The following is a 12,231-nucleotide window of genomic DNA, read 5'->3' as shown; positions in this document are numbered from 1 at the left end:
CGGCAATATAAAACTTGTTGCCCAAAACCACCCGAAGCGCCCCCAGGAGGGCACGGGCGACAACGCGGACGGCCGCAAAACACAAAATCGAAGTTTTTCGGACACCGGCGGGCGGGCTGGCATACTATGAACGGACGCGTCATCGCGGGTCCGGAATACCCGCGGGCAGAGAAGGGGCAACGCACGTGGCAGAGACGGCAACGGACAGGCTGCGCCTGGTCATCGGTGGCGAGGGGCTCGCGCGGCTCGCCGAGGCGCGCGTGGCCGTGATCGGCCTCGGCGGCGTGGGGTCCTCCTGCGCGGAGGCGCTCGCGCGCGGCGGCGTGGGCAACCTCGTGCTGCTCGACCGAGACGTCGTGGCACCGAGCAACATCAACCGCCAGGCGCTTGCCTTCACGAGCACCCTCGGCCGTCCCAAGGCCGAGGTCATGCGCTCCATGGCGCTCGACATCAACCCCGCCGCCAACGTCACCGCCGTGACCGCGTTTCTCGACAAGGACGCGCTGCCCGAGCAGATGGACGAGCTCGGCCCCCTGAACTACGTGGTGGACGCCATCGACACCGTGGCGCAGAAGCTGCGCCTGGCCGCCTGGTGCCAGGAGCGCGGCATCCCCGAGCTCTCCGCCATGGGCGGCGCCAACAAGCTCGACCCGTGCCGCCTGCGCTTCGCGCGCATCGAGGAGACTGTCAACTGCCCGCTCGCACGCGTCATGCGCAAGGAGTGCCGCCGCCGCGGCATCCGCGGGCTGCGCGTGCTCTTCTCCGACGAGGAGCCGGTCCGCATGGAGGCAATCTCCGACGAGCAATGGATGCGCGAGGGGTCGCTCCTGGGCACGATGAGCTACCTGCCGCCGATCATGGGCCAGATGCTCGCAAGCCGCGTGATCCGCGACCTTCTGGGCTGGGTGTAGCGAGAGAGGCCGGCTGGCGGTCAGTCGCGCAGCAACCAGGCGAGAAGGGCGTCGGCAAGAAGCGCGCACGCGAGCGCCGGAACGGGGCCAAATAGCGACGCTATCCCCACGAGAAAGAGCGCGACCACCGCCCCGGCAAAGCCGGTCACGAGCACGGATCCCAGCCGCGTGGGCGCTGCCGGGTCATCGAGCCCGCAGGACAGCGCAAGAAGCAGGTCCAAGGCGCAGGCAAGGGGCACGGCAAGAAGCGCGTCCGCCCCCAGAACCGAGGCAACAGCAGCCGTTGCCGCAACCGAGGACACGAGCGTCACCGCAAGCACCGGCAGCGCGTCGAGGGCCAGAAGCTCAAGGCGACCAAACGGCAGAAGTGAGCGCACGAGGCGGTTTCTGCAGTCATCCCGGAAAACGCGTCCCAGCTCAAGCGGGATGCGCAGCGAGAAGCATGCGCAGACGAACCACGAGAGCAGCACGCCAACGCCCACGTTCGAGACCATGAGAAGGGCACCCATAGGAACGAGCAGCGCACCCCACGAGAGCAGGCCAAGGACGGACGTGGGGTGCCGCACGAGGCTCAGCAGCCCATGGGAGACGGCTGCCGCTCGGCCCGTGCCAAAGCGCCAGGTCCTTCTCGCCTGCTTGCCGCGACGGGCGCGACGGCGGCGACACGCCTCCTTATACGCACCGGAGTCAACCAGGGCCAGAAAGCGCATGGCGCTGCGGGCGGCGTACAGCTCGTTGTCATCGACGACAAAGGCCATGTTGGCCTTTCCCGACCAGTTCACCGCGCCCGTGAGGAGAAACCCGTTCGCGATGATCACCACGCAGAACGCGTACGGCGTGAACAACCGGGGCACAAACGCAGCGAGAAACCCTGAGGCGGCGATAACACCAACTCCTAGGGCCACAACCGTGACTCCAGCGAACGCGGTGACAACACGGCGGGCGCGCGGCTCCGCGGCACTTCTCGGCAGCACGGCATCGAGCGCGAAGAGCCGCGCGGTGAGCAACGCGAGCGGCGCGGCCGTCACCCATACGGGCCAGGGCTCGCCGGCAAGGGCGGCAAGTAGCGTGCCAGCGAGCGCGCCCACGAGCGCGATTGCCGCGGCGGACCCCACAAGCTGCATCGCGAAGAGCTCCTCCGGGCGCACGACCCGAGCGAGCCACACCATGTCCGGACCTGAGAGGCGAAGCGGCGTCTCCCGAAGCCCGGAAACGCCCCATGCAAGGAAGGCAACCGCCGGAGCCAGTATGAGCAGCTCGCGCGCGAGCCACGAGGACGTGCCCGCACCGAGCGCCTCGCGAAGTCCCCCGACGATGTCGATCACCTGCGCCCACGAGATCGCGAGCGAGACGGCAAAGATGATGACGAGGTAGACCTGATAGGTGCGCTCGAGAAAGCCGCGGTCCTCGTCGATGTCCGCTCCAACCGCAAAGAGGAGAAAGCGAGCGTCGCTGCGCAGGTGGCGAGCGCGCAGTCGGGCGAGAAGCCCCAGGTGGCCGGCCATGTTAGCGCTCCTGGCTCAGGGTGGCGTCACGCAGGGAGAGCGTGACGTCCGGCACGAGCCCGGGCACGTCATGGTGACAGCTCAGGAGGACCGCCGACCCCTCGCGCGCCACGGCCGCAAGCTCCTCGGAGAGCACGAGCGAGGCCTCGCGGTCAAGCGGGCCGTGCGGCTCGTCGAGCAGCAGCACCCGTGGCCGCAGCGTGAGCGCAAGCACCAGCGCGAGCTTCTCGCGCATGCCCCGCGAGTACGCGGAGGGCAGGAGACTCTCATGACCGGTGAGGCCAAAGCGCTCGAGCAGGCGCTCCGCGCGCGGGCGCGCTGCCTCCGCCCGGTTGGCCGCCAGCACGAGCTCGATGTGCTCCGCGGCGGTGAGATCGTCATAGAAGCTCGGAACGTCGGGCACAAAGGCAAGCGTCCCGGGCACGAGACGAGAGCGCCCCGTGAACGGCTTGCCGGCAAGCAGCACCTCGCCCTCGTTAGGCTCGAGCCACCCCGCCAGGCAGCGAAAGAGCGTCGACTTTCCGGCGCCGTTGGGCCCGGTCAGAAACGCCACCTGCCCCGGCGCCAGCGAGAAGGACACGTCCTCCCACACCGGAACGTCCCCGTATCCAAAGCAGAGGTTGCGCACCTCAAGCGCCGCACCGGCCATACGAGCCCCCTTCCGCGATGGGGAGATGATACTCCCCCGCCGCCCCACGTCAACCACCAATCCAGCCGAGCGGACATGCGGCACCGCACCCCATGAGGGTATGTACACCATTGTATTTTTGATATCGAACAAGCAACGCCACTACCTGCTGCTTTTCTCGACGGGGCAACGAGAAAAACTTTTAACTGTGTACAAACCCTCAGGAGCCAGAAGGGACCCCGCGCCAACCCCTCACCCCCACCGTGGTGTCGAGCGAGAGCCCAGACGGAAAGGCCCGCCGGCACTTCTCGGCCAGCGACTTTTGGGCAAAGCCCAATGAGCTGGCGAGAAGTGCCGGCGGGCCTTCAGGTACGTGAGAGCCTACGCGAAGTCCTCAATCTGCGCCTTGAGCTGCTCAATCGTGGCGGTGAGCTCGGCGGCCTGGGCGCGCTTCTTCTCGATGACCTCGGGCGCCGCCTTGGCGACGAAGCCCTCGTTGGCGAGCGTGCGCTCCACGCCCGCGAGGTCCTTCTCGGCCTTAGCGAGCTCCTTGGCGAGGCGCGCGGACTCGGCGGCAAGGTCAACGAGGTCGCCCACGCGGACGAAGATCTCGAGCGAGCCGTCGGCCACGGAGACGCAGCCCTCCGGCTTCTGGGCGTCGGCGGCGGCAACAAACGCCCCCACGTGGCCCACGGAGCGCACGAAGCCCTCCTGACCGGCGAGAACCGCCGCGTCCTCCGCGCCGCAGCGCACGCACACGTCGAGCTCGGCGCGCGGCGAGAGGCGGTAGCGGGCGCGCGTGGAGCGCACGCAGGAGATGACGCGCTTGGCGAGCTCAAAGTCCTTCTCGGCGCGCTCGTTCACGAACTCGGCGAAGCGCTCGGGCTCCGGCCAGGCGGCCACCATGAGGAACTCGGCGGAGTGGTCGTCCAGGCCGCTCGCGGGCAGGGCGTCCCAGACGCTCTCGGTCACGAACGGCATCACGGGATGCAGCAGGCGCATGCACGTGTCGAGCACAAAGACGAGGTTGCGCTGGACCTGCAGGCGCTCCTCGGGCGCGCCGTCGAGCAGGCGGCTCTTGCAGAGCTCGATGTACCAGTCGCAGACGTCGCCCCAGAAGAAGCTCTGAATCTCGCGGGCGTAGTCGCCAAAGGCGTAGGTCTCCAGCTGCTCGGTGGCGTGCGCGACGGCGCGCGCCAGGCGCGACAGCATCCACGCGTCCTCGGGCGTCACCGCGGCCGGGGCGCCCGGCTCGTAGCCCTCGAGGTTCATCTGGACGAAGCGGCTCGCGTTCCAGATCTTGGTCACAAAGCCGCGGGCCTGCTCGGTGCGCGGGCTGTCGATGAGCTGGTGCGTCTTCTTGTCGATGTTGGCGTCAAACTTGACGTCCTGGTTGTTGGTGATGAGCGTGAGGAGGTTGTAGCGCATGGCGTCCGCGCCGTACTTCTCCATAAGCTCCATCGGGTCGACGCCGTTGCCCTTGGACTTGGACATGCGGCTGCCGTCCTTGGCCAGGATCGTTGCGTAGATGTAGACATCGTGGAAGGGCACCTCGTCGGTGAAGTAGAGCGAGCTCATGATCATGCGGGCGACCCAGAGGGCGATGATGTCGCGCGCGGTCACGAGCACCTTGGTGGGGTGGTGCTCGGCGAGCTCGGAGGTGTCGTCCGGCCAGCCCTGCGTGGCGAAGGTCCACAGCTGGCTCGAGAACCACGTGTCGAGCACGTCCTCGTCCTGGTGCACATGGCGCCCGCCGCACTTGGGGCAGACGTCGGTATCCTCCATGAGGGCATCCTCCCAGCCGCAGTCCTCGCAGTAGAACACGGGGATGCGGTGGCCCCACCAGAGCTGGCGGGAGATGCACCAGTCCTTGAGGTTGTCCATCCAGGTGAGGTAGGTCTGGGTCCAGCGCTCGGGGTGGAACTTGACCTCGCCGTCGCGCACGACCTGCGTGGCGCGCTCCTTGAGCTTGTCCACGGCAACGAACCACTGCTCGGAGAGCCAGGGCTCGAGCGAGGTGCCGCAGCGGTAGCAGTGCATGACGGAGTGGTCGAGCTCCTCGACCTTCTCGAGGAGGCCGTGCTCCTCAAACCACGCAACGACGGCCTCGCGGCACTGGTCGCGGTTCATGCCGGAGAACTCGCCGTAGCCCTCGACCACGACGGCGTGCTCGTCGAAGATGTTGATCTGCTCAAGGTCGTGGGCCTGGCCCATCGCGTAGTCGTTGGGGTCGTGCGCGGGCGTGACCTTGACGAAGCCCGTGCCAAAGCCGGCGTCAACGTGCCAGTCGGAGAAGATGGGGATCTCGCGGTCCACGATGGGCAGGTGCACCATCTTGCCCACGAGCTTGGCCTTCTCGGGGTCCTGCGGGGAGACGGCCACGCCGGTGTCGCCGAGCATGGTCTCCGGACGCGTGGTGGCAACGGTCACGTACTCGATGCCGTCGACGGGCTCAACGAGCGGGTAGCGCAGGTACCAGAGGTGGCCCTTCTCGTCCTGATACTCCGCCTCGTCGTCGGAGATGGCGGTGCAGCAGCTCGGGCACCAGTTGACGATGCGCTTGCCACGGTAGATGAGGCCGTCGTGGTACCAGTCGCAGAAGACCTTGCGGACCGCGCGGCTGAACTCCGGGCTCATCGTGAACTTCTCGTCAGAGAAGTCGATCGAGCAGCCCATGCGCTTGATCTGGGAGACGATGGTGCCGCCGTACTCGCGCGTCCAGTCCCAGCAGGCATCGAGGAACTTCTCGCGGCCAATCTCAAGGCGGGAGACTCCCTCGGACTTGAGCTTCTTGTCAACCTTGGTCTGCGTGGCGATGCCGGCGTGGTCCGTGCCCAGGATCCAGCGCGTGGAGCGTCCGCGCATGCGGCTGTAGCGCACGTAGGTGTCCTGGATGGAGTCGTCCATCGCGTGGCCCATGTGCAGGATGCCCGTCACGTTGGGCGGCGGGATGACGACGGTGCAGTCCCCCACTCCCTTGGAGCGCTGGTAGCAGCCGGCGCTCATCCAGCGCTCAATGAGCTCGGGCTCGGCAGTCTGGGGATCATAGTTCTTGGGCATCTCTTCCACGGGGTATCCTCTCCCGGTTGCGTTCATGTCAAACGTACAGGATAGCACGCCCTGATGAAACGTCTCGGTCGAGGCTTCCAAGCCGCCAAAATCTGGGTCTCGCGCCACCAAAAGTAAAAAATGCCCTTCGTGTAGCGGAGCGGCAGGCAAACGAGTAATTTGCCTCTTCGTGTAGCGTACTACCCCGCCATAATTCTTGATATTGATGAGGCGCCCGTAGAAGAGAAATCTAAATCCAGGCAAAACGTGGTCTTAGAGCCCTATCAAGCTTCAGATCAACGCTACACGAAGAGGCAAATTCATTTCCTGGGATCTCCCGCGCTACACGAGGCGCGATTTTCCTAAATCTCACATAAAATCACCCTGTAGAGCTTCAACGAATATCACCAGAGACGCTGTAAATCAGGACATCATCGAAAGAGCGGGTACGATGGCAGTGACACAGAACATTCCGACGTACGCGGACACGCACTGCCATCTCGGGTGGTTCTCCAACCGAAAGCGGGTTGCGCACGCGATTGGCGTGTTCGCCGTCACGGTGACGCCCCAAGAGTTTCTCTCGCTGCGAGACGAGCTCGCGGGCGAGAAGAACGTGGCGCTAGCGGCGGGGCTTCACCCGTGGTGGGTGCGCGACGCCTCCGATGCCAACGCCCTCTGCGGGCTGCTGCCGAACACGCGCTGGGTGGGAGAGATTGGTCTTGACGCCGCCCCGCGGCACAGCGCAACGTGGGACGCCCAGCTTGCGACGTTTGAGCGCATCTGCTCCGTCTGTGCCGAGACGAGCGACCCCGAGGCACCCAAGGTGCTCTCCATCCATGCCGTACGATCGGCGAGCACGGTTCTTGACGTGCTCGAGCGCACGGGCGCGGCGGAGCGTTGCCGCTGCGTGCTCCACTGGTTCTCGGGCACCACCGACGAGCTTTGGCGAGCAGTGCGCCTGGGCTACCACTTCTCTCTCGGCGAGCACTCTCTCGCCACCCGTCGCGGACGCGAGTACGCACGGATTCTCCCCGAAGAGCGCCTCCTCACGGAAACCGACCTTCCCGAAGGCGAGAACACCCCCACCACCGCCGAAGACGTCATCGCATCTCTTGAACGCACCATAACAGGCATAGCCACAGCCCGAAAGAGTACACCCGACGAGGTTCGCGCCCTCGTCTCCCGCAACGCTGCGGCTCTCCTGAACTGACGGACGGACGGCGGCGCGGACCGGCGGGGCTATCGCCGTGCTCAAACGGCTTCGCCGAGCAAGGAACGCGCGGCTGCAGAACTGCGCGCGACGATAGTCCCGCCGGGCCGCGCCGCCGCCCGTCCTTCTCGCCAGTTTGTGAGTAGCCGCCGGCAATGGTAGAGTTGACTGGTCGGACAGGACGATGAACCGAGGACCCATGAAGCCGCTGCGCAAGACAACGCACGTGAGGAACCCGCTCTCGTCGACGATGCTCGCGAGCTCGTCGGTTGACCTCGACCTTCCCCTTTCCGACGTGGTCATCGTCTTTGCCTGCAGCGAGAACTTTGTCCCGTACCTCTCGGTTGCCACGCAGTCGATCATCGAGAATGCTACCGCGGACCGCCGCTATGACATCATCGTGCTCACGCGTGACATCTCCCCCGCGAGCATGATCACCCTCACGCGGCAGGTAAAGTCCGAGAACGTGGGCATCGGCTTTCTTGACGTGGACGCCGCCCTTGGGGACATCGAGCTCCCCCACCACGGGCACTTCCGCCCCGAGACCTACTTCCGCCTGTTGGCGCCCCAGCTGCTCCCCAACGTGGACAAGGCCATCTACCTTGACTCCGACCTCATCGCGGACGCGGACATCGCCGAGCTCTTTGACGTTGACGTGACGGGCTACCCGCTCGCCGCAACGCGCGACGCAGACACCATCGGTCAGATTGAGGGCTACGACACCACGGTGGGGCCCTACCTCAAAAACGAGCTTGGCATGAGCGACCCGCACGACTACTTCCAGGCTGGCGTTCTGCTCATGAACCTTGCCCACCTGCGCGCGACCGTGACGCCTGACGAGTTTCTCGAGCTCTCAACGCAGCGCATGTGGCGCTGGCTCGACCAGGACGTGCTCAACAAGGTCGTGAACGGCAACTACGTGCGCGTTCACATGCGCTGGAACTACCTCATGGACTGGCAGCATCTACGTAGGACGCACATCATCGCAAATGCGCCGGCCGACGTGCGCGCCGAGTACGAGGAGGCTGCCGAGAAGCCCGCGATCATCCACTTTGCGGGGCCCGACAACCGGCCCTGGCTCTATCCGGATGCGGACCGTGCCGACGACTTCTGGCGCTACGCGATGCACTCGCCCTATCTTGACGAGATTCGCGGGCAGCTCGAGGAGTCCCGCGCCACCGCGGCGGGGCTTGCCAAGCGCGTGCAGGTCATCGCGCTCTACAAGGGCATCATGCCGGCCTTCGACAAGGTCTTCCCCGCGGGCACGCGCCGTCGCAACGCCGTGATCAGAACCTACATGGGCCTCGGCGGTGCCAATCTGTAAAATCGGGACGTGTTTTTTCTCTCAGAGTTTTTGGGACAGGCCTGGTGATGACAAAGGTGACAGGGTAGATTGTCAGCATGAAACACATGCTGACAATCTACCCTGTCACCTTTGTCATCACCAAACAGGCCCGGGACGAGTTGTCGTCCCAGGCCTGTCCCAAAAACTCTGAGAGGAAAAACACGTCCCGTTTTAGGCGATGCGGTGCTTGCCGTGGGCGGTCGTGAGGATGCGCGGGGGCTCGTTGCCGCCAACGCTCTCCTTGGTGACGATCACCTTGGTGATGTCGAGGTCGCTCGGCAGGTCAAACATCGTGTCCTGCAGCGTGGCCTCACAGATGGCGCGCAGGCCACGAGCGCCTGTACCGCGCGCGATGGCCTGATGCGCGATCTCGGTGAGCGCGTCATCCTCGAACTCAAGCTCAACGCCCTCGAGCTCGAACATGCGACGATACTGCTTCACGAGCGCGTTTCTCGGCTGCGTGAGAATGTTCACGAGGTCCTCCTCGGTGAGCTCGCGCGTGGCGGTAATCACCGGGATGCGGCCGAGAAACTCGGGGATCATGCCAAACTTGTGCAGATCCTGAGGCATGACCTGCTCCATGAGGTAGTCCTCGTTCTTCTCGGCGCTCTGGGTGACCTCGGCGGCAAAGCCGATGCCCTTCTTGCCGATGCGGTCGGCCACGATCTTGTCGAGCCCCACGAAGGCACCGCCACAGATGAAGAGGATGTTAGTGGTGTCGATGCGAATGAGCTCCTGCTGGGGATGCTTGCGACCGCCCTGCGGGGGCACGCTCGCCTCGGTTCCCTCAAGGATCTTGAGCAGCGCCTGCTGCACGCCCTCGCCGGAGACGTCACGCGTGATGGAGAGGTTCTCGGCCTTGCGGGCGATCTTGTCGATCTCGTCCACGTAGACGATGCCCACCTGCGCGCGCTCCACGTCGCCGTCGGCGGCGGTGATGAGCTTGAGCAGGATGTTCTCAACGTCCTCGCCAACGTAGCCGGCCTCAGTGAGGGTGGTGGCGTCGGCGATGGCAAACGGCACCTCAAGGAAGCGCGCGAGCGTCTGCGCGAGCAGCGTCTTGCCGGTACCGGTGGGGCCCAGCAGCAAGATGTTGCTCTTGGCAATCTCGACCTCCTCGGCACCCTCCTCCACCTCGTCGTTTCCGGAGAGGATGCGGCGATAGTGGTTGTAGACCGCCACGCTCATGGCGCGCTTGGCCTGCTCCTGGCCCATGACGTACTGAGACAGTTCGTCGTAGATCTCGTGCGGCGTGGGGAGGTTCTTGATGGGAAGCTCGCTCTCGGGCTCGTCAATCTCCTCAAAGCCGGCGTGGTCCACCTCGTCGATCATGTCGGAGCACGCGTGCACGCACTCGTCGCAGATGTAGACGCCGCCCGGGCCCGCGATGAGCTTGCTCACCTGGCTGCGGGTCTTGCCGCAGAAGGAGCAGAACATCTCGCCCGTGCCCGATCCTGAGTACTGGTCGTTCGTGGCCATCTGCTACTCCTGGGTCTGGTCGGCTCGGGACGTGATGACCTTGTCGACAAGGCCGTAGGCGCAGGCCTCGGAGGCGCGCATGTAGTTGTCACGCTCGGTGTCGGCGTTGATCTTCTCGATGGGCTGGCCGGTGGCCTCGGAGAGGATCTCGTTGAGGCGCTGACGAATCCAGCGGGTCTCGTCGGCCACGATCTGGATGTCGGTCTGCTGACCGGAGACGCCGGAGCTCGGCTGGTGGATGAGCACCATCGAGTTGGGCAGCGCCAGGCGCTTGCCCTTGGCGCCGCAGGCCAGGATGGCCGCGCCCATGGAGGCCGCCATGCCCACGCAGATGGTGGAGACGTCGGGCTTGATGAAGTTCATCGTATCGATGATGCCCAGGCCCGCGTAGACGTCGCCGCCCGGGGAATCGATGTAGAGCGCGATGTCCTTGTCGGGGTCCTGGCTCTCAAGGTGCAGGAGCTGCGCGATCACGAGGTTGGCGGAGTCGCGCGTGACCTCCTCGCCGAGAAACACGATGCGGTCGTTGAGCAGGCGGGAGTAGATGTCGTAGCTGCGCTCGCCGCGCGGGGTCTGCTCCACGACGTACGGAATCAGCGGGATGTTAGTTGGCTGGTGCATGCATGCTCCGTTTCTTGTAGAAAGCCCCGGACGAGGCGAGCTCGCCCGGGGCGCTTGTGCCTGAGAGATGCGAAGGCTACTCGGCGTCCTCGGACTTCTCGGCGGCCGCGGCGCGCTCGGCAACCTCGTCGACGACGTTCACCTTGGCGTTCTCGACCAGCCAGTCGAGGGCCTTGGTGCGGCGGATGGAGTCGCGGATGGCGGGCAGGCGGCCCTGGTCCTTCCACTCCTTGATGGAGGCGTCAACGTCCTCGACGCCAGCCTTCTCAAACTCGGCGCGAACGTCCTCGTCGCTGACCTCAACGCCGAGCTTGGCGGCCACGGCGTCGAGCGCGAGGGACTGACGCGCGCGCTCCTCGGCCTGGACGCGCAGGTCGGCGATGAAGTCGTCGGACTTCAGGCCGCGGGCGCGCAGGAACATGTCAAGGGAGACATTCTGGCGCTGGAGCTGCGCGAGGAACTCGGAGGCCAGCTCGTTGAAGATCTCGTTCTGATAGGCCTCGGGCACGGTCTCGAGGTCGAGGAGCTTGCCCACGGCCTCGACGACGCGGTCCTCCTTGAGGTTGGGGATCGTGGTCTTCTTGTCGCCCTCGATCTCCTCCTTGACGGCCTCCTTGAAGGCGTCGACGGTGTCATAGCCAAACTTCTTGGCAACCTCGTCGGTGAGCTCGGGCTTGACGGCCTTCTTGATGGCGTTGAGGGTCACCTTGACGGAGAAGGTGTGGGAGTGCTCCTCGCCCTCGTGGACGTGGGTGCGGGTCCACTCGATGGCCTTCTCCTCACCCTTCTTCATCCCGACGATGCCCTCCTGGAGTTGCTCGGGAATCTGCTGGCCGTCGAGGACGAGCATGCGGTTCTTGCCCGCGAGGTGGCCGGCGCCCTCGACGTTCTCAACGTCAACGGAGACGATGTCGCCGGGCTCGACGGCGCGGTCCTCCTCGACGTCCTCGTAGGTCACCTGGTAGCTGAGGAGCTGGTTGATCTGCCAGTTGATCTCGGCCTCGGTGGCCTCCTCGGGCGGGAGGTTGATCTCGGGGGCGTCATAGGAGGTGAGCTCCGCGGAGGGGCGCACGCCGATGGTGGCGGTCACCACGTAGTCGGCGCCCTGGGCAACGAACTCGGGGTCGGCGTCCTCGGGGCCAAAGTTCACGCGGCCGACGGGGGTGACGTCAAGCTCCTCGAGCATCATGGGCTCGATGGCGTTGAGGACGTCGTTGGTGGCCTGGGCGAGCACGGACTCGCGGCCGATGATGCCGTCGATCACCGGGCGCGGAGCGTGACCGCGACGGAAGCCCTGGAAGTTGTACTTCTTGGCGATGTCCTTGTAGGTCTTGGCGATTGCCTTGTCCACGTCGGCGGACGCGACGGTGACCGTGGCGGCCATCTTCTCGTCGACGGGCTTCTCAGCGGTGACGGTGATCTTCAACGTTCCTCCAGTGTCTCGTACGTGCCGGGCGGACGCAGGGAGCGCGGCCGCCATATTG

Annotated in this window: 9 protein-coding genes; 3 read left to right on the top strand and 6 right to left on the bottom strand. The window is 65.4% G+C overall.

All coding sequences use genetic code 11. From position 1 onward, the window contains the following. The first annotated feature begins 185 nt into the window (after window positions 1–185). A complete protein-coding gene (locus QUW25_RS09110) occupies window positions 186–911 on the top strand; it encodes a tRNA threonylcarbamoyladenosine dehydratase (RefSeq protein WP_289511899.1) in 726 nt (241 codons plus the stop codon). A gap of 20 nt (window positions 912–931) precedes the next feature. On the opposite strand, the gene QUW25_RS09105 is transcribed toward QUW25_RS09110, so the two are convergent. From QUW25_RS09105 to QUW25_RS09095, 3 genes are all read right to left on the bottom strand, one after another. After that, the gene (locus QUW25_RS09105) at window positions 932–2,416 is read right to left on the bottom strand and encodes a hypothetical protein (RefSeq protein ID WP_289511898.1); all 1,485 of its coding nucleotides are present in this window, start codon (window positions 2,414–2,416) and stop codon (window positions 932–934) included. Window position 2,417: 1 nt separating this feature from the next. After that, window positions 2,418–3,065, bottom strand: coding sequence for an ABC transporter ATP-binding protein (locus QUW25_RS09100; RefSeq protein ID WP_289511897.1), 648 nt, complete (start codon window positions 3,063–3,065; stop codon window positions 2,418–2,420). A gap of 360 nt (window positions 3,066–3,425) precedes the next feature. Next, window positions 3,426–6,113: a valine--tRNA ligase gene (locus tag QUW25_RS09095; protein ID WP_289511896.1), complete on the bottom strand. Its 2,688-nt coding sequence runs from the start codon at window positions 6,111–6,113 to the stop codon at window positions 3,426–3,428. 430 nt (window positions 6,114–6,543) lie between these two features. Between QUW25_RS09095 and QUW25_RS09090 the strand changes: the two genes are divergently transcribed. Together QUW25_RS09090 and QUW25_RS09085 are read left to right on the top strand one after the other, a co-directional pair. Next, window positions 6,544–7,302 carry a TatD family hydrolase gene (locus QUW25_RS09090; protein WP_289511895.1) on the top strand — a complete coding sequence of 253 codons (759 nt, stop codon included), beginning with the start codon at window positions 6,544–6,546 and terminating at the stop codon, window positions 7,300–7,302. A 199-nt stretch (window positions 7,303–7,501) separates the two neighbouring features. Next, on the top strand, window positions 7,502–8,626 hold the full coding sequence (locus QUW25_RS09085) for a glycosyltransferase family 8 protein (protein WP_289511894.1): 1,125 nt from the start codon (window positions 7,502–7,504) through the stop codon (window positions 8,624–8,626). A 192-nt stretch (window positions 8,627–8,818) separates the two neighbouring features. On the opposite strand, the gene clpX is transcribed toward QUW25_RS09085, so the two are convergent. From clpX to tig, 3 genes are all read right to left on the bottom strand, one after another. Continuing rightward, complete coding sequence (gene clpX / locus QUW25_RS09080) at window positions 8,819–10,126, bottom strand: ATP-dependent Clp protease ATP-binding subunit ClpX (RefSeq protein ID WP_289511893.1); 1,308 nt, start codon at window positions 10,124–10,126, stop codon at window positions 8,819–8,821. A gap of 3 nt (window positions 10,127–10,129) precedes the next feature. After that, the gene (locus QUW25_RS09075; RefSeq protein ID WP_289511892.1) at window positions 10,130–10,747 is read right to left on the bottom strand and encodes an ATP-dependent Clp protease proteolytic subunit; all 618 of its coding nucleotides are present in this window, start codon (window positions 10,745–10,747) and stop codon (window positions 10,130–10,132) included. 76 nt (window positions 10,748–10,823) lie between these two features. Then, window positions 10,824–12,173, bottom strand: a complete 1,350-nt coding sequence (gene tig / locus QUW25_RS09070; protein WP_289511891.1) for a trigger factor — start codon at window positions 12,171–12,173, stop codon at window positions 10,824–10,826. Window positions 12,174–12,231: the final 58 nt, after the last annotated feature.

This window comes from Thermophilibacter provencensis (assembly GCF_030372065.1).
GTDB lineage: Bacteria > Actinomycetota > Coriobacteriia > Coriobacteriales > Atopobiaceae > Thermophilibacter > Thermophilibacter provencensis_A.
This window is presented reverse-complemented; position numbering and strand designations above follow the sequence as displayed.

Coding starts and splice junctions, on each gene's coding strand:
- QUW25_RS09105 (WP_289511898.1), bottom strand. CDS start 2,416: ATGGCCGGCCACCTGGGGCTTCTCGCCCGACTGCGCGCTCGCCACCTG.
- QUW25_RS09100 (WP_289511897.1), bottom strand. CDS start 3,065: ATGGCCGGTGCGGCGCTTGAGGTGCGCAACCTCTGCTTTGGATACGGG.
- QUW25_RS09090 (WP_289511895.1), top strand. CDS start 6,544: ATGGCAGTGACACAGAACATTCCGACGTACGCGGACACGCACTGCCAT.
- QUW25_RS09085 (WP_289511894.1), top strand. CDS start 7,502: ATGAAGCCGCTGCGCAAGACAACGCACGTGAGGAACCCGCTCTCGTCG.
- clpX (WP_289511893.1), bottom strand. CDS start 10,126: ATGGCCACGAACGACCAGTACTCAGGATCGGGCACGGGCGAGATGTTC.
- QUW25_RS09075 (WP_289511892.1), bottom strand. CDS start 10,747: ATGCACCAGCCAACTAACATCCCGCTGATTCCGTACGTCGTGGAGCAG.